The sequence below is a fragment of the Pseudomonas sp. C 49-2 genome (assembly GCF_003970195.1).
Lineage (GTDB): Bacteria > Pseudomonadota > Gammaproteobacteria > Pseudomonadales > Pseudomonadaceae > Aquipseudomonas > Aquipseudomonas canadensis.
This window is the reverse complement of sequence record NZ_RXYG01000002.1, coordinates 96,006-113,344: the sequence shown is the minus strand read 5'-3', so window position 1 is coordinate 113,344 and position 17,339 is coordinate 96,006. Positions and strand designations below refer to the sequence as shown.

Below are 17,339 nucleotides of genomic sequence, written 5' to 3'. Positions count from 1 at the left end.
CTCGATTAAGGATGGTGAACCGCCGATGGATTTCAAAGACTACTACAAGATATTGGGCGTAGAGCCGACGGCCGACGACAAGGAAATCAAGGCGGCCTATCGCAAGCTTGCGCGCAAATATCACCCGGATGTGAGCAAGGAAAAAGACGCCGAATCCAAATTCAAGGACGCGTCCGAAGCCTATGAGGCGCTCAAGAGCGCCGACAAACGCGCCGAATACGACGAACTGCGCAAATACGGCCAGCATGGCCAACCTTTCCAGGGACCACCGGGCTGGCAGAGCCGTGGCGGCTTTGGCGGCGGTGGCGGTGAGGATTTCTCGGACTTCTTCAGTTCGATCTTCGGCTCCCGTGGCGATGCGTTTGGTGGCGGCCAGCGCCGTCCGGCCGGGCGCAAGGGGCAGGACGTGGAGATGCAACTGACAGTGTCCCTTGAAGAGACACTGTCCACCGAGTCCAAGCAGATCAGCTTCCAGGTGCCGCAATACGATGCCTCGGGCCGGCATGTGAGCAACACTACCAAGAGCTTGAACGTGAAGATCCCCGCCGGCGTGGCCGACGGTGAGCGCATCCGCCTCAAGGCGCAGGGCGCACCGGGGATTGGCGGCGGGGCCAATGGTGATCTGTACCTGATCATCAAGTTTGCACCGCACGCTAAGTTCGAGGTGGAAGGTCAGGACCTGGTAATCACAGTGCCCCTGGCACCGTGGGAGTTGGCGTTGGGCACGGAAGTAGCTGTGCCGACGCTGACCGGCAAGATCAACCTCAAGGTGCCTGCTGGCAGCCAGAACGGCCAGCGCATGCGCGCCAAGGGCCATGGCTTGCTGAACAAGAGCGGGGAGCGCGGCTTTCTGTTTATTCAGCTCAAGGTGGTGATGCCCAAAGAGGTCGACGAAGAGGCCAAGGCGTTGTGGCAGGCGTTGGCGAAAAACGCTGACTTCGATCCGAGGCAAACCTGGAATAGCTGATCGTAAGCCCTGATGCCTTTCAGTGTAGGGGGCGAGGCGGCGGGCTAGTCCGTGCTCGCGAAAAACGCAGGAGCACCCCATGCACTCAGGCTGCCTGCACACTATCTATGCAGTCCGAGCGTGTCGGATCGTTCTATAGGCTGGTGTCTTTGTCACCCGTCAAGGACGATCCGTCATGTCAAACCCTACTGCAACTGCCACCCCCGTTGGTGTGTTCAACGCCGGCGCTCGCGGTGTCCACTACGACTTCCTGAAAGACCGTGTGCCCTCTTGGTTCAACCGGGCGCCCTTCGTTCGTTCCTGCATAAATAATTAACGCAGTCGACTTTCCGGATAAAGGCAATAAAAGACTATTCTTTTTTGCACTTGTTTAAATGGTTAATTCTGTTCTCGGGTCAAGAACTGCCCGGTGGGCATTAATTTATTTTTTTATCGGTAATGCCTAAAACAGTTATTGAATTCAACTGCATATGGAACGTGTGAAATGACTGACGATTTAGTAGTAAATGTCGCTGGTGATAATCCCGAGAGTAACGATAAGGGTATTCATTTTGACTTAATTAAAAACATCATCCCAGGCTGCCTAATTGGCGCTTCACCCGTGCGGCGTAAAGTGCTTAAAGACACCAAACCTGATCTTCCAGACTGGTATGAAAAATGTTCGACTGAGGAGCGGGAGCAGTTAAAACAGTTATTGGAGGCTGACTGTCATGCGCAAAATGAATGGGAAAAGTTTCTCGGGGACGTGCAGGACATCACCGCCTACGCTAAACCAAAATTAACCGCAGCCTTGGCCGAAGCAGGCGTCGAGCTGGATGTCGACACTACCTGGCTGCGCCTGTATTACCCGGTGGAGTATAAGTTTTTCGGCCTTCCGACAGGCGTCCAAACGGGCGACTTTCGTAGCAGGACTTTTTCCTTGCTACAGGCGGCTTTGCATAATTTCGAAGCCTTTGAAGCTGAGGCGGGTTACTTCGACGGCGAGTCGTTATTTATAACCGAGCCCGATGCGCGGGGGCACTTCGATGTCATCCGACCCGCGCCGATGACGGTGGAGGCGTTCGTTGCCCTTTGTCGCAAGCTGGACATCGGTGGACAATATGAGAAATTTATAAAAGATAAGCTCTATGGCCCCGGCGGGAGATTTGAGCTGGGGCGTGAGCCCTTTACCAAAAATAAAAAAGCAGCCCTGAAGGCCGCCGCGTTTGCCGCCTTGCTGAAAAAGGATATTGAGCGCAAACATTATGATTTATTGGTCGAGTTGATCAGCGATAAGTCCAAGGTCGAGGATAGCGCTATAGACCGATTGATCAGTTATAGTCCAATAAAATTGATGGGATATGACATTGCCGAGTGCGCGCTGTTTTTCCCCACGCACAAGGATCGCTACGACGGCGGCTATGTCATTGTTTATATTCCGGACGAACCCGAACATCCGGTCAAACAGTACGCGTCATTTGCCGAGTTTGAAGAGGAACTTACCCATAAACTGCTGTACCGGCCCCAGGGGAGCAAGATCGACAGTGGCCGGGATGTGCTCACCGGCTACCAGCGGTTTTTCAGCCGCTTCGTGTCGGAAAAGGACCGCGGCCGGTTTTTTCTTCGTTTCACCGAGAAAGCAAAAGACTTCCCGTCCGGTGCCTATTGGATCGCCCACCTGCGAAACTATCAGAAGTTCCTTAATCCGGCCGACAGATTGGTCGGTCCTTTGGTTGACCGGCACCGGCGGCGCGATCCCCTGGAAAACATCGACCTGCACCTGGAGATGTCGTTCAAAAAGCAGTGGCTGGGTATGTCCGGCATCTGGTTTGAAATGTACCTGCAGCACCGCCGACGTATCCTCGAGAACGCCCAGGTGCTGGCTGTGTCTACGGCTGCCGAGGACAACCTCACTCGCGAGCGCCGACTCTCCAATTATCTGAACATCGGCCTGTTCATCGTGGGTATTGCCGCGTTCTTGGTGCCGCCCGCAGGCGCCGCGATGTTGTTGATCACCGCAAACCAATTGTTGTCCGAGACGATTGAAGGTGTTCGTGAGTTGAGCCGGGGTGACAGGGAGGCAGGCTGGGCGCATATCACTGATGTCGTGGAGAATCTGGCAACCGTGTTGGCGTTGGCGCCAGTATTCCATTTCGCGGTTTCACCTTTTATCGAAGAGCTCAAAGCCGTCGTGCTCCCCAGTGGCAAAACACGTTTGTGGAAGCCGGACCTCAAGCCCTATCAGTTGGACATGACGTTGCCGGAAGGCTCCCGGCCCAACGCACAGGGCCTTCATCGCTTTGATGGGCGAGATGTTCTGCCGCTGGACGGCAATCACTACGCCGTGCAGGAAGACGTGGCCACGGGCAGGTATCGGATGCAGCACCCCACGCGGCCCGATGCTTACGCCCCCGAGCTGAACACCAACGGCTCCGGTGCCTGGAATCATGAATTGGAACAGCCGCGAACCTGGGAGGGACCCCAGTTGATGCAGCGCCTTGGGCATTCAGTCAGTGAGTTCAGCAATACCGAATTGGAGCAGATTCGCCATGTCAGCGACACCTCTGAAGACGTGTTGCGCAGAATGCATGTCGAGAACGAGCCGCCAGGGCCACTGCTGGCCGATACGATCAGTCGCTTCGACGCGTACAAACGGGTCGAAACGTTCATCGCCGCCATGGAGGATGATTCCTCGACCTTATCTACTCAGGACCACTCGATCAATCAACTGCATGTCATGACGCGTTACGGCAAGTGGCCGGAACGGGTCTCGCTGCGAGTGATCGACGCACAGGCCAAGACACTCTGGAGATATTCCAGCTCGCACAGTCCACAGAGCGAAATACGTACCGTGCAGATCCATGATTTGCAGGTGCGCAACGGTGAACTGCTGCCGACGCTTCTGGAAGCCCTGGATGAGAGCGAAACCAATACGCTACTTGAACAAGCGCCTGGAACCCCGCGCGGCCTCCTCGACGCGCGTGTTGCAAAACTACGCGCGACCATTGCCAAGGTTGCCGCACGCCGTAAAGCTCCGCTACTCAATGATTTTTACAGGGGCGATACCGACGTCAGCGACCCTCGGGCCAATTTGCTTTGGGCACGCTTTCGCGGTGTGCCCATGAACGTGATCAAAGCGCTTCTGCGAGAGGCCGGCAGCGCTGAACGGCAACAAATGGCCAAATGGGACTTCGCCGACAGGCTGCAGACCAAGCCCATACCGCTCAAATTGGCGGAGGCCTTGCGCATCGCCCAGCGTGAAGTGCGTCTGGCGCGTGCCTACGAGGGGCTTTATCTGGACGGGTTGATCAACCCGGATACAGAGACGCTCGTGCTTAATTCGCTGAAGAAACTCTCTGGCTGGCCAGCTGATTTGCGTATTGAAGTTCGAGAGGGTTCGGTCACCGGAAAACTACGGGCCAGTACCGGTGCTGAAGGGACTGAGAATACCAAAGTGCTTGTGCACGACTACGACGGTCGGTACGAGGCGCGTGACAGTAATGATCTTGAATTGCATCAGCCCGACGATTTCTTCGCCGCCCTTCAACATGCTCTGCCCGATGACCATCGCACTGCATTGGGCTTGCCTGACGTGAACCAGGGGCCAGCCCTGGAAACGTTGATCAAGCAGCACCTGCTTTCACGGGGAGAGCTGCGCTCGGTATTGAAGATGCAGCCGATCAACCCCTGGTTCAAGGCGCCCACACGCGGGAGCAATGGGCGTCTGGGTTATCCGTTAAGTGGTCGTGGGACTGGCGAGCCCCGGCTGTTAAGAGACAGGAACAGGGTCTTGAGACTGTTTCCTGACTATACCGATGCACAAATTGACAGGTTTCTGGGGCAGATAGGCACTCAACGTGAGAAGTACCTGGTCAATTTTGAGGCAGAGCTGGAAGTTCTGCGCAACGAGTTGCAGCAATGGAAGTCAACACCGAGTACTCGCGTACTGCCGGATGGCAGGATCGTCGCTGTCGAGCCGTATGAAAAGGCCGTAGTCGCAGAAAAGCTTCAGCGCTGCTGGCAGAGGCGCACAGGTACGATGAGGTACGGGCCAAACCGTAGGGCGTTGGGGTATGAGCTCGATCTTCACGGCCGCTTCCCCGGGGAGCTGCCTGCGATGAAAGGCTACTTCCCCCACGTGCGCTTTGTGGACCTGAATAACATGGGACTCACAGAGGTGCCCACTGAGTTCCTGGACTCGTTTCCGTCTATTGTGCAGTTGCAGTTGCAGTCCAACGGGCTGGTTGAGTTGCCGACAATGATCACTGATAAATCCTCGCTGATTTATCTGGATGTTTCCAATAACAACATCACCCTGACAGAGCAAACAGCCGACGCTTTGGCGAAGATGACTCACTGGGAATATCTCGAACTGAGCCACAATCCACTTGGGCTTCTCCCTGACTTTAGTCAGATGCGGGACCTGATCCAAGTCCGACTACAAGCCTGCGGTCTCACCGAATGGCCTGTCGGGCTGCGTGATCAAGCGGAGCTAGTCATGCTTGACTTACGTGATAACCAGCTCACCTCGTTTCCTGAATGGGCGGTGAATCCATCAGCGGAACATGCGCCTGACATCAACCGTGTGTTGCAAGTCACTGAACTCAATGGTAATCCCCTTTCTGATCAAGGCATGCAGCAGTATGCCGACATTCTGACGCGTATCTTTCTGGATGACGATCAGGCCGGCTTGATGCCAATTCCTCCGGATGGCCCGGCTGAACGTGGCGCAGAAGGCGGCACTTTAGCGCCATCGGCGCAGAGAGTTGAGCATTGGTTGAAAGGCTTTTCGACGGCTGAGCAGGCCGCGAGAAAAACACAGTGGGCGCTACTCGACGCTGAGGCTCTGGAGCGAGAAGCGGCAGGAGGAGAGGGTGGCAGCATAGTCAGTGAGAGCGAAGAATTTTTCCGGTTGTTGGAAAAGTTGAAGGAAACGACCGAATACAAAAAGTCATATTCCGATCTCAAAGCGCGGGTGTGGGCGGTGCTGGACGCGGCAGAACAAAATGAAGCACTGCGTCGCGAGTTGTTCGAGGCTGCGGGCGAACCACAGACGTGCAGTGATCGGGCCGCGCTGGTGTTTAGCGAGCTGGAAATCAAGGTACAGATTCATAAAGCATTGGCGCAGGTCGGTGAGGCTGGCGCGGGCGTTGAGTTGCTCAAATTGGCCAAAGGTCTGTTCCGCCTGGATGAGGTCGAGGCATTTGCGCTCAACGATATCAAAGAGCGCATTCAGCTGATTCTCCGCTCCAACATATTGTCGAGTGAAATGGGCAATCAGCTGTTGTTGATGGATCAAATCGAAGTACGACTGTCTTATCGGGTGAGTCTGCGCGACAGACTCCAATTGCCCGGGCAGCCCAAGCAAGCTGAATACACCGGTCACCAATACGTGTCGCGAGCAAAGCTGCGTGCTGCTGAGGACCATGTGAATAGCCTGCGGAATTCGAAGCAGGAGATTGAGTCGATTGCTCGTCGAGACTTCTGGGGCGAGTACCTGAAGGATAAATATCGTTCCAGGTTCGAGTTGGCTGAGGAGCCTATCTACAGTCGCATGGCGCAGCTTGAGCTAGCCAGCGGCACGATGAGCAGTGGTGAATACAACCGCCAGTTCACGGCGTTGGCTGAGGAAAAACAGCTGACTGAGCGCAAGCTCATCGATCTGCTGACTCCTCAGGAAATACTCAACCTGGAAAAGTGAGCCTTGGTAGATGAATAGCCCCCCGGATGTTGTAAGAACAACAGTCGGGGGGCGCATGGCCGAGTGATCAAAAGGATGAATCCAAGCTCCGATGCCCTGTGTCCCGGGCGCTAAAAAATACGTTGCCGCCGTGCCTATATATGTGGGAACTAAGTGCGCGGTAATTACTTGTTTTTCAGCGGGCAAAATTCAATGTAACTTCAATTGGAATGTGTTGTTTTCAGCCATTTTTTAATCTTTTTTTTTGTTTGGGGCTCACTGAAACTGGCAAGTGAATTTACTGCATAGGATATGCAAGATGAGCCAGCTAACGAGTAGTTCCACCGTTGATGTATTGTACTCAGCGGTCGCGGGGCAGCCGAACGTCTACCGTGATTATCTGCTGAGCAAGTTGCCGACGCCGATAAAAGACGCTCCGCCCTCGGTATTGATATCGATCGTCAACACGCAACCGCATTTTCCTGAGTGGTACATGAATGCGCGGCGCATGGATCAAGAATATCTCGACGACTTGATAGATCGACGCTGGCGACTCCAGGGCCCGCTGCAAAAAACGCTGGAGAACGTGCAGCAGGACATCAATGCTTTTGCCGAGCCGTTGCTCGTTGCCGCACTGAAAGACGAATTCCAGCTGGAACTGGACGTCAATACGACCGTGATTCGGTTGTACATCCCGGCCACTCTGTTTCCCGGCATCGATAACAACGCCAGCCGGTTGCGGCAATCTTCATTACTGGAAGCGGCACTGCACAACTTTGAGCAGCCAGAAACGTTGGCAGGGGCGTTCCGTGATGGTTCCGGCATCTTCACCGTCGACAGCACCAACGCGTTGCAGCGCCATGAGTTGACCGTCGAAAAATTTGCGACCTTGTGTCGTAAGCTCGATCTGGGGGCGCAGTATCAAACGCATATAAAGGCCTTGTTGATGCCCGAGCAGGCAGCCGCTATGTCGGCGGTCGCCAAACAAGAAATGGATATTGAAAAAGCCGCCTTCAAAGAATCGGCTTTCATTGCCTACTTGAAGAAAGACGTTTCTTCAGCAAGTTGGGCAAAACTGTTGCAGATCCACCAAGGTAATCAGGGCGTGCTATTGGGTAATCGTCCTTTGCATTGCCATAGGCTCTCGCTGATGGGTTTTAACGTCTCGGGAGTTGTATTGTTCAGCGCCGTTGCGGACCCTTCCGAAGTCAAACGGCTTTATGACAGCTTGGTGCCGCAGCACCAGCGAACGCTGATGGAGTGGTCGCGACGCCTGACCCTGTTGCCAGGACAGGAATTTGACCAATTCAAGTTGTTGAAGGCGTTCTTCGCCAATGGGCCCAAGGGCTTGGTCGAAGCCATGATGAAACGCAATGATCTTTACGAGCAGAGCCGTCTGGACGGCACATTACTGGTTTATGTACCCGATGACCCTGATCACCCCATCAAAGAGTATGACTCCCTCGCGGACTTCATGAAGGTATTGCTGGGCCAACTGCGTTCGCCGAGTTACCAGGAGTTTTTTAGTCGATTTATTGCGCACAAAGACAAGGGCCGGTTCTTTGCCCGCGTGCGTGAGCGCCTCACGACCTATACCTGGACTGCCCGTGGCCCATTGGACATGGGCCCCTGGTGGCGTGAAACGGCCGTCGAAAACCCCAACGCCGAACCTATCACCAACGTCATCCCCGGCGATTTGTGGCCGCGAATAGGTCGCTGGCGCAGGGAAAAGGCGATAGCGGACGCACGGCAGATCGCGGTGCTGACTGACGATGAAGACGCTGCCACGCGCTGGAACCGGCTGACCACCTACCTGAATATCGGTTGGAACGTGTTCAATTTCGGCGCCATGCTCGTTCCTGGCCTGGCCGGACCGCTGCTGGCCGTCATGGTGGGGCAAATGCTCCTCGAAACCATGGAGGGTATAGAGGAGTGGAGCAAGGGCGACAAGGAAGAGGCTGCGGCCCATCTGGTCGGGGTCATGATCAATGCGGCGCAGTTGGCGCTGATGATGGCAGGGCACATCCTGCCGGGTGGCGCAGCCACCCCGGTCAAGCCATCCTCGCTTATCGACAACCTGAAACCGGTTCAACTGCCCGATGGCAGCATGCGCCTGTGGAACAAGAACCTGGCTCCCTATGCCCATGACATTGCCTTGGCCACCGACGCGAAACCCAATGAGCAGGGCCTGTTCCGGCACAGCAATAAAGACATCCTCAAACATGACGGCCGGCATTTCGAGGTGCGCGATGATCCGCGCACGGGCCAGTCATGCGTGCCGCATCCGAGCCGACCGAAAGCCTATCAGCCCAAACTCGAACACAACGGGGCCGGCGGCTGGAAGACTGAACTCGACCGTCCGCTCGAGTGGGACAAGCCTACTCTCATGCGCCGACTTGGACCGATGACGGAAGGTCTTTCCGATGCGACGCTGGAGCAGGTTCGCGTGGCTGGCGGTGTGGGCGAGGAGGAGTTGCGCAGGCTGCATGTGGTCAACCAGCCACCGCCTGCAGTTTTGCTCGACACCCTCGAACGCTTTAAGGTGTGGGCCGAGGTAGGCAAGCTGCCGGGGCAGATCAAACTCGACCAGGTGCCGCAGGCCTTTGTTGAACAGATGCCGCGCTTGCTGCTTGAGCTGCCAAGATGCCCTGCGCGCACCAGCATCGAATTATTTGAAGGCACCGAACATTGGGGCGCCTCGATGAAGTTTGGTAGCCTCGACGCATCGCCAGCGAACACCCTGAAGATCACTCGCGCCGACATTCGTGCAGGGAAACTGCCTGAATTCGCGGTGAAGTTTATGAGTGAAACGGAAATCCACGCCATGTTTGGGCAGGGCATTTCAAGAGAACAGCCCGTGCGTATTGATGCACTGAAAAACAAGCTGGCCGAGCAGGCGAAGCTGCAAAGCGACTCCTTGTTTTATGCGCTCACCCGTGCGGGACGGCAGACCGGCTCGCCGCAGGCAGTGGTGTTGCAGGATGCATTCAGCGGGCTTTCCACGGCCGCTGCCGAGGAGTTGCTGGCGGACGTCGCACCAAGGGATTTGCCGAAGATTACCGACTCTGCACACATCCCGCTGGCGTTACGGGAACGGGCGCGAGCGGCCGTGCTGACGTCACGAGTTGCACGCGCATATGAGGGGTTGTTTCTCGATGTGGCCTACAGCGCGGACACCGAGCTGCTGGCGTTGCATTCGCTGCAGGCGTTACCCAACTGGCCGGAAAACGTCCGGATTGAAATCCGTGAATCTTCGTTCGACGGCCAGTTGAGCAATAGCATCGGCCCAGTAGATGCTGACATTCGCCGGGTGATCGTCAGCAAAAGTGGAAAGTACGAAGCCCGCGACGCCAATGACTTGCACCTCAATAGCCCCAACGATCTCTACGTGTCCGTATTGCATGCCCTGCCCGATGCCGAGCGAGATGCGCTGGGCTATCAGATCAACCAGGGCGCCACGCTCAAACAGGCCGTTCTCCAAGGCCCGTTTGCGCGAGACAGGTTCACTGCCTTGCTGGCTGATAATCCGGTGCGCAAGCCGCACTATGACCCGCTCACCATGCGCCTGCGAGGCGGCATGCGCGGGATTTCTCACGGGCTGCGTCGAGTCACTGCGCAATTGACACCCCAAGAGCGAGTGCGCGTCGTGCGTCCTGGATGGTCAGAGTTAGAGGCCCTGGCCTATCTGCAGGCGGGTGGAAGTGATGCCGGTATTGAGCAGCGGGTAAGTGCGCTGGAGGCGGAATTCAATAGGCTCAACGCGAATTTCCAACGCTGGTTAAGCTCGCCGACCGAATCGTTCCGCTACTCGCCAGCCGGGGTTGCGGAATGGCAGTCGCGCAATGCGTTATACAAGGCTGTGCGCGAATGCTGGCAGCACAGCGGTCCGCGCGACGTGGATGCGTTCGGCAACCTGCAGGGCTCGGTGCTGGATTTACACAATGTCCCGCTGGGACGGCACCTGAACACCATGCCTACTCTGGAAGGCAATTTCGATCACGTCACCCGGCTGGATGTGAGCAGCACCGAATTGTCCGAGATACACATTTCATTCCTTGATCATTTCCCTCGTTTGCGCTCGCTGAGCGCCAACGGCAATTCGCTCACGCGCATTCCGAATGCACTCGGGCGCATGCGTGCCTTGACCGACTTGAACCTGCGCGGTAACCAGATTGTGCTGGATGCGCGAGGTATCGCCGACCTGGCAGTGCTCACACGGCTCAAGAGGCTGGACCTGGTGGGTAACCCATTGAGAACCCCCCCAGATATAAGCAGGATGAGCATGTTGCATACGCTTCTATTGGCTGACACACACATTCGAAGCTGGCCGAGTGGATTGTTTGCGCAACCGCGGTTTCGGCATTTTTACCTGGATTTGCAGTGCAACGTGCTCACCGACATTCCCGCAGTCACCCGTGGATCGGCCGAAGCGGAATTGCTGGCGCGAACCGTGGTGAGCCGTGGTCCGGAATTTCTTTCAGCAGACAATTTGCGGACGTTGCGCGATTACATCCAGTCCGTCGGCCTCGACCCCGATCGACCTTATCCTCCGCGTGGGATGCGCGATAGCCTCGACTGGGAGGAGGGCTTGTCTCGACGCGAGTGGTACTCCCGGCAGAAGGTCTGGAACAGCGTCGAGGACGAGACCGGATCGGTTCAGTTTTTCAACGAGATCCGCAAACTGACCCAATCGTCCCATTACGTCAATGACACGCTTTACCGGGTCGACCTGACTGCTAAGGTGTGGCGAATGCTCGAAGCCATGGCCGAGAACACGGAGTTGCGCTTGAAGTTGTTCACCATGGCTGAACCCGGCACTTCGTGTGTTGATGCCGGTGCGCAGTTGTTCAACGCCATGGGCATGGAGGTGCTGATTCATGAGGCGTATGGGTTAGCCAATCCCGGCCTGGTGGAAACCGAGCTAGCCACGCTGGCGCGGGGTAAGGGGCGGCTGGACGAATTGACCAGGATCGCCCACAAGACGGTCGCCGAGCGCCTGGAGCAGGGTGAGGAGTTCAGGCGAGTCGCTGCTGGCGGCGAGGTCCAGGGAACCATCGACGAAGTCGAGGTGCATATGGCGTTCATGACCGATCTGGCAGAACGGCTGGACTTGCCCTGGCAGTTCCGCAAGATGCAATTCAGAGGAATCGCCGGGGTTGATAAGGCAATGATCGATGCTGCCTATCAACGCGTGCTGGACCTTGAAGCTGGGGATTTGCTGGATGACGTGCTCCTCGATCAACCGTTCTGGACATCCTACGTTGAAGGCTCCAATCGCAGCACGTTCAAAGGTTTCAGGCGCCGGCTGGATCTCACTACCGAGTTCTATATGGCGCTGGAGGAACGCGCGCGAGGCACCGAGCTTTCCTTCGAGCAAAAGGAACAGTTGAAGATTGAAATCAGGGTGCTGGGTTCTGAATTGAAAAAACCGGAGAGCGCGTATGCCCCGGGTACCGTCATGACCGAAGACGAGTACGTTGCCGATGTGAAAGTGATTGAGGATGAGATGAAAGCAATGCTCAAGACGATCACTGGCCAGGCGATTGATCGGGCGAAATTGCGACGGGTGGAAATCCCTTTCACCGTTGAACCCGCCAGTTGATGGCGGTTGAGCGCAGGCACCGGGTATACCAGGTGCCTGCGCGCCAATAGAAGCATCAGAACAGGAAGTAACGTTGAGCCATCGGCAACACCTCGGCTGGCTCGCACCACAGTAAAACGCCGTCAGCCTTGACCTGATAGGTCTGTGGATCGACTTCGATATCCGGGAGGTAATCGTTGTGGATCAAGTCGGTTTTCTGCACGTTGCGACAACCCTTGACCACAGCGATCTGCTTTTTCAAACCCAGGGCCTCGGGCAATCCGGCGTCCTGGGCGGCCTGGCTGATAAAGGTCAGGCTGGTGGCGTGCAGCGAGCTGCCGAAGCTGGCGAACATCGGGCGATAGTGCACCGGTTGCGGCGTCGGGATCGAGGCGTTGGCGTCGCCCATCAGGCTTGAGGCAATCGCGCCGCCCTTGAGGATCAGGGTCGGTTTGATACCGAAAAACGCCGGGCGCCAGAGCACCAGGTCGGCCCATTTTCCGACTTCGATGGAGCCGACAATGTGACTCACACCGTGGGTGATCGCCGGGTTGATGGTGTACTTGGCGATGTAGCGTTTGGCGCGGAAGTTGTCGTTGCCCGGGCCGTCACCCGGCAGCGGGCCGCGCTGCTTTTTCATCTTGTCCGCGGTCTGCCAAGTGCGCGTGATCACCTCGCCGACGCGGCCCATGGCCTGGCTGTCGGAGCTGATCATCGAGAACGCGCCGAGGTCGTGCAGGATGTCTTCAGCGGCGATGGTCTCGCGGCGGATGCGGCTTTCGGCGAAGGCCACGTCTTCGGCAATGCTCGGGTCCAGGTGATGGCAGACCATCAGCATGTCGAGGTGTTCGTCGATGGTGTTGCGGGTGAACGGCCGCGTCGGGTTGGTCGAACTTGGCAACACGTTGGCAAAGCCGCAGGCCTTGATGATGTCCGGCGCGTGGCCGCCACCTGCCCCTTCGGTGTGATAGGTGTGGATGGTGCGGCCCTTGAGCGCGGCGAGGGTGGTTTCGACGAAGCCCGATTCGTTGAGGGTGTCGCTGTGGATCGCCACCTGTACGTCGTATTCATCGGCGACGCTCAGGCAGTTGTCGATACTCGCCGGGGTGGTGCCCCAATCTTCATGCAGCTTCAAACCGATGGCGCCAGCCTTGACCTGCTCTATCAACGGCTCCGGCAGACTGGCGTTGCCTTTGCCGGTGAAGCCGATGTTCATCGGGAACGAATCGCTGGCCTGGAGCATGCGTGCCAGGTGCCACGGGCCGGAGGTACAGGTGGTGGCGTTGGTGCCGGTCGCAGGTCCCGTACCGCCGCCGATCATGGTGGTGACGCCGCTGGTCAGCGCCTCTTCGATTTGCTGCGGGCAGATGAAGTGCACGTGGCTGTCGATGCCACCGGCGGTGAGGATCATGCCTTCGCCCGCGATCACTTCGGTGCTGGCGCCGATGGCCATGGTCACACCGGGCTGGATGTCCGGGTTGCCCGCTTTGCCGATGGCGTGGATGCGGCCGTTCTTCAGACCGACGTCGGCTTTGACGATGCCCCAGTGGTCGATGATCAGCGCATTGGTGATCAGCGTGTCGACCACGTCATGGGCGAGCAACTGGCTTTGGCCCTGGCCATCACGGATGACTTTACCGCCGCCGAATTTGACTTCTTCGCCGTAGACCGTGAAGTCCTGTTCGACCTCGACAAACAGTTCGGTGTCGGCCAGGCGGACCTTGTCACCGACGGTGGGGCCGTACATGTCGGCGTAGGCTTGACGGGTGATTTTCATGTGTGTGCCCTGAAAAGAATCTGTTGAATGTGAGATCGCTTTCGCAGGCAAGCCAGCTCCCACAGCTGAAATGCGTTCCCCTGTGGGAGCTGGCTTGCCTGCGAAGAGGCCCTAAAGGTCGCCCATGACTCTCCCGGCAAAGCCGAATACCCGCCTGCCCCCGCTCAAATCGACCAACTCAATCTCACGGCTTTGCCCCGGCTCAAATCGCACTGCCGTCCCCGCCGGAATGTTCAAACGCATGCCACGGCTCGCCGCACGATCAAACGTCAGCGCGTCATTGGTCTCGAAAAAATGGTAATGCGAGCCCACCTGGATCGGCCGGTCGCCGCTGTTGGCCACGCTGAGGATGACAGTACGGCGGCCGACATTCAGTTCGATGTCGCCAGGCTGGATCTGATATTCACCAGGAATCATGCAGGTTGCCCCAGGGTCTTGAAGTAGATGGCGGTCGGGCTGTAGCGCCCGTCCGGGCTTTGGCAGTAGTCAGGCAATTCGCCGATCTTGGTGTAGCGCAGCGACTGGTAGAAGGCTTCGGCGGGTGAGCCGGCTTCGGTGTCCAGGTACAACAGGCCGCGCTTGTGCTGGCGGGCGGCGAGTTCCAGGGTGTTCATCAATTGCTGGCCGAGGCCATGGCGTCGTGCGCTGCTGTGCACCAGCAGCTTCTGCACTTCGGCGCGGTTGAGGCCGTTGGCTTTCTGGCACAGTGCTAACTGCACACTGGCGATCACTTGTTCATCACGCACCACCACCCATAGCAGCAGGCTGGCGTCTTCGATGCTGGCCTGCACGCTGCGCAGATACTCGCGGGCCTGGGCCTCGTCGAAGTCGGCCATGAAACCAACAGAGGCGCCATGCTTGACCGCGTCCAGCAACAGCTCGATCAAGCCCAGACGGTAATGGGCAAAACTTTCCGCATTGACTCGACGCAGTTGCGCGGCGTTCATCGACGTCACTCCTTGGGCGGTTCGGCGCCCGGGTTCAAGGTCAGTTGCATAAAGGTCAGGTCCAGCCAGCGGCCAAACTTGATGCCTACTTGGGGCATTTGCCCGGTGGTGATGAAGCCTTGGCGTTCATGCAAGCGGATCGAGGCCTGGTTGCCACTTTCGATGGCAGCGACCATGACGTGTTTGCCACAGCCACGTGCGCGTTCGATCAGGGCTTCCATCAGGCGCGGGCCCACGCCTTTGCCGCGCTGGTCGCTGCGCACGTACACCGAGTGCTCCACGCTGTAGCGGAAGCCTTCGAACGGGCGCCAATCGCCAAACGAGGCGTAGCCGGTGACTTCACCGTTTTCCACCGAGACGAGGATCGGATAACCCTGGGCATGCCGCGCACTGAACCAGGCCTGGCGGTTGCCCAGGTCCACCGGTTGTTCGTTCCAGATCGCCGTGGTGTTCAGCACCGCGTCGTTGTAGATATCGCGGATCGCCGGCAAATCGTTTTGGGTTGCGTCACGAATCATTATCAGACCTCACGCAATCGGTTGGTGCACGGTGACCAGCTTGGTGCCGTCGGGGAAGGTGGCTTCCACCTGGATATCCGGGATCATTTCCGGGATTCCTTCCATCACTTGTTCGCGGCTGAGCAGGGTGGTGCCGAAGTGCATCAGGTCGGCCACGGTGCGGCCATCGCGAGCGCCTTCCATCAAGGCGGCGGAGATGTAGGCGATGGTTTCCGGGTAGTTGAGCTTCACCCCGCGTGCGAGGCGGCGTTCGGCCACAAGGCCTGCGGTGAAGATCAGCAGTTTGTCTTTTTCCCGTGGGGTCAGGTCCATGGTTCAAGTGCTCCAGATTCGGGGGGGGACGGCTTCACGGCCCAGTACTGCGGGGCGTAACAGGCGCCATAAATTGATCAGCCAAGCGCGAGCATGCAGCGCCTCGCTGGCCAGGCAGCGGGCGATCAGCAAGCCCGGCAATTGGGTCAGGTCACCGCGCACCGCGTGTGGCAGGGCGCGGCAGGTTTCGAGTAATTCAGTGTCGATATCGCCCGTCAGCAGCAACGTGGCAAACACCGGTTGCCCGTCCAGGCCGATGGGCGAATCGAGCAAACCGTCGGCGCCCACAATGCGCTGGCGCTCATGCCAGAGCAACTGGCCGTCGCGGCGGATATCCAGGTGCGATTGAAAATGGCCCAGGTCGAAGCGCTCGCCGCTGGCGGGGCGACCTAGAGCGACCACGTCCCAGTAGAACAACCGCGCATCACCCTGCAGATCGATACGCGTAGTGAGTTCGGCCTGGGCCGCGCTGAACACGATGGTTTCCTGGGGCAGCCATTCCAGCGTGGCGCCGGCTTCCACTGTCAGGTCGAGCTGTTGAAAAGCCGGCCCGCTGGCGCGATACCACTTGGCGGCGCCGGGGCTGGTCAGTTGCGCCCAGGCACCGGCGCCGACGTGGGCGCTGATGTCCAGGCGATCACCGCCGGCAATGCCTCCGGGCGGGTGCACGATGATGTGCTGGCACACCTCGGGGCCTTCGGCGTACAGGTGTTTTTGCACGCGCAACGGGCCGAGGTGGCGACGCATCACCGGCCGCGTGGTGTCGCCGAAGCGCGCATAGCCGAGTTCCAGCTCGGCGTGCCAGCTGGGGGTGAACAGGGCAGGAGTAACGGGCAGGTTCATGGCAGAGTATTTATCGTTAGGAGGCTACAGATTAGATGGTTACCAAGCCGCGCACACCTTCGCTTTCCATATTTTCACCACGGCCCTGCTGCACGATTTCACCACGGGACATCACCAGGTATTGGTCGGCCAGCTCGGCGGCAAAGTCGTAAAACTGCTCTACCAGCAGGATCGCCATGTCGCCACGCTCCGCCAGCTTCTTGATCACCGCACCGATCTCCTTGATCACCGACGGCTGGATGCCTTCGGTGGGTTCATCGAGGATCAGCAGTCGCGGTCGACTGGCCAGCGCGCGGCCGATCGCAAGCTGTTGCTGCTGCCCGCCGGACAGGTCACCGCCACGCCGGTGCTTCATCTGCAGCAACACCGGGAACAGCTCGTAGATGAACTCGGGCACTTCCTTGGCTTGCGAACCGGGGAAGCGCGAGAGCCCCATCAGCAGGTTTTCTTCCACCGTCAGCCGCCCGAAAATCTCCCGGCCCTGTGGCACGTAGGCGATGCCGGCATGCACACGCTGGTGCGGCTTGAACCCGGTGATGGTTTTGCCTTCCCAATTCACTGCGCCTTCTTTGGCTGGAAGCAAACCCATCAGGCATTTGAGCAAGGTAGTCTTGCCCACGCCGTTACGTCCGAGCAGGCAGGTGACTTCGCCGATCTTCACGTCAAACGACAGCCCGCGCAGGATGTGGCTACCGCCGTAGTACTGGTGCAACTTGTCGACTTGCAGCATGTTCA

The 17,339-nt window shown here is 57.9% G+C and carries 10 protein-coding genes; 3 read left to right on the top strand and 7 right to left on the bottom strand.

Annotated features, from left to right (window positions below; genetic code table 11):
• Positions 1–25: 25 nt before the first annotated feature.
• The 3 genes from EJ576_RS04080 to EJ576_RS04070 all read left to right on the top strand — a co-directional run bounded on the left by EJ576_RS04080 (position 26) and on the right by EJ576_RS04070 (position 12,228).
• Positions 26–967: a DnaJ C-terminal domain-containing protein gene (locus EJ576_RS04080; protein WP_126569616.1), complete on the top strand. Its 942-nt coding sequence runs from the start codon at positions 26–28 to the stop codon at positions 965–967.
• A 484-nt stretch (positions 968–1,451) separates the two neighbouring features.
• Complete coding sequence (locus EJ576_RS04075) at positions 1,452–6,647, top strand: NEL-type E3 ubiquitin ligase domain-containing protein (protein ID WP_126569615.1); 5,196 nt, start codon at positions 1,452–1,454, stop codon at positions 6,645–6,647.
• A 298-nt stretch (positions 6,648–6,945) separates the two neighbouring features.
• Positions 6,946–12,228, top strand: a complete 5,283-nt coding sequence (locus EJ576_RS04070) for a dermonecrotic toxin domain-containing protein (RefSeq protein ID WP_126569614.1) — start codon at positions 6,946–6,948, stop codon at positions 12,226–12,228.
• 55 nt (positions 12,229–12,283) lie between these two features.
• On the opposite strand, the gene ureC is transcribed toward EJ576_RS04070, so the two are convergent.
• The 7 genes from ureC to urtE all read right to left on the bottom strand — a co-directional run bounded on the left by ureC (position 12,284) and on the right by urtE (position 17,334).
• Positions 12,284–13,984, bottom strand: a complete 1,701-nt coding sequence (ureC, locus tag EJ576_RS04065; RefSeq protein ID WP_126569613.1) for an urease subunit alpha — start codon at positions 13,982–13,984, stop codon at positions 12,284–12,286.
• 111 nt (positions 13,985–14,095) lie between these two features.
• On the bottom strand, positions 14,096–14,401 hold the full coding sequence (locus EJ576_RS04060) for an urease subunit beta (protein ID WP_028615551.1): 306 nt from the start codon (positions 14,399–14,401) through the stop codon (positions 14,096–14,098).
• Positions 14,398–14,931, bottom strand: a complete 534-nt coding sequence (locus EJ576_RS04055) for a GNAT family N-acetyltransferase (RefSeq protein WP_028615552.1) — start codon at positions 14,929–14,931, stop codon at positions 14,398–14,400. Before EJ576_RS04055 ends, EJ576_RS04060 begins: the two co-directional genes overlap by 4 nt.
• A 5-nt stretch (positions 14,932–14,936) precedes the next feature.
• Positions 14,937–15,449 carry a GNAT family N-acetyltransferase gene (locus tag EJ576_RS04050; protein WP_028615553.1) on the bottom strand — a complete coding sequence of 171 codons (513 nt, stop codon included), beginning with the start codon at positions 15,447–15,449 and terminating at the stop codon, positions 14,937–14,939.
• Positions 15,450–15,458: 9 nt separating this feature from the next.
• Positions 15,459–15,761, bottom strand: coding sequence for an urease subunit gamma (locus tag EJ576_RS04045; protein ID WP_010213535.1), 303 nt, complete (start codon positions 15,759–15,761; stop codon positions 15,459–15,461).
• A 3-nt stretch (positions 15,762–15,764) separates the two neighbouring features.
• Positions 15,765–16,604: an urease accessory protein UreD gene (locus EJ576_RS04040; protein WP_126569612.1), complete on the bottom strand. Its 840-nt coding sequence runs from the start codon at positions 16,602–16,604 to the stop codon at positions 15,765–15,767.
• A 31-nt stretch (positions 16,605–16,635) separates the two neighbouring features.
• Entirely contained in the window at positions 16,636–17,334 is a 699-nt protein-coding gene (gene urtE, locus EJ576_RS04035; protein WP_028615555.1) for an urea ABC transporter ATP-binding subunit UrtE, read from the bottom strand.
• Between the last annotated feature and the right edge of the window lie 5 nt (positions 17,335–17,339).

Bases quoted from the DNA above. Each gene is read 5' to 3' on its own strand.
- EJ576_RS04080 (WP_126569616.1), top strand. From the start codon at position 26: ATGGATTTCAAAGACTACTACAAGATATTGGGCGTAGAGCCGACGGCC.
- EJ576_RS04040 (WP_126569612.1), bottom strand. From the start codon at position 16,604: ATGAACCTGCCCGTTACTCCTGCCCTGTTCACCCCCAGCTGGCACGCC.
- EJ576_RS04055 (WP_028615552.1), bottom strand. From the start codon at position 14,931: ATGAACGCCGCGCAACTGCGTCGAGTCAATGCGGAAAGTTTTGCCCAT.
- EJ576_RS04075 (WP_126569615.1), top strand. From the start codon at position 1,452: ATGACTGACGATTTAGTAGTAAATGTCGCTGGTGATAATCCCGAGAGT.
- EJ576_RS04045 (WP_010213535.1), bottom strand. From the start codon at position 15,761: ATGGACCTGACCCCACGGGAAAAAGACAAACTGCTGATCTTCACCGCA.
- urtE (WP_028615555.1), bottom strand. From the start codon at position 17,334: ATGCTGCAAGTCGACAAGTTGCACCAGTACTACGGCGGTAGCCACATC.
- EJ576_RS04070 (WP_126569614.1), top strand. From the start codon at position 6,946: ATGAGCCAGCTAACGAGTAGTTCCACCGTTGATGTATTGTACTCAGCG.
- EJ576_RS04060 (WP_028615551.1), bottom strand. From the start codon at position 14,401: ATGATTCCTGGTGAATATCAGATCCAGCCTGGCGACATCGAACTGAAT.
- EJ576_RS04050 (WP_028615553.1), bottom strand. From the start codon at position 15,449: ATGATTCGTGACGCAACCCAAAACGATTTGCCGGCGATCCGCGATATC.
- ureC (WP_126569613.1), bottom strand. From the start codon at position 13,984: ATGAAAATCACCCGTCAAGCCTACGCCGACATGTACGGCCCCACCGTC.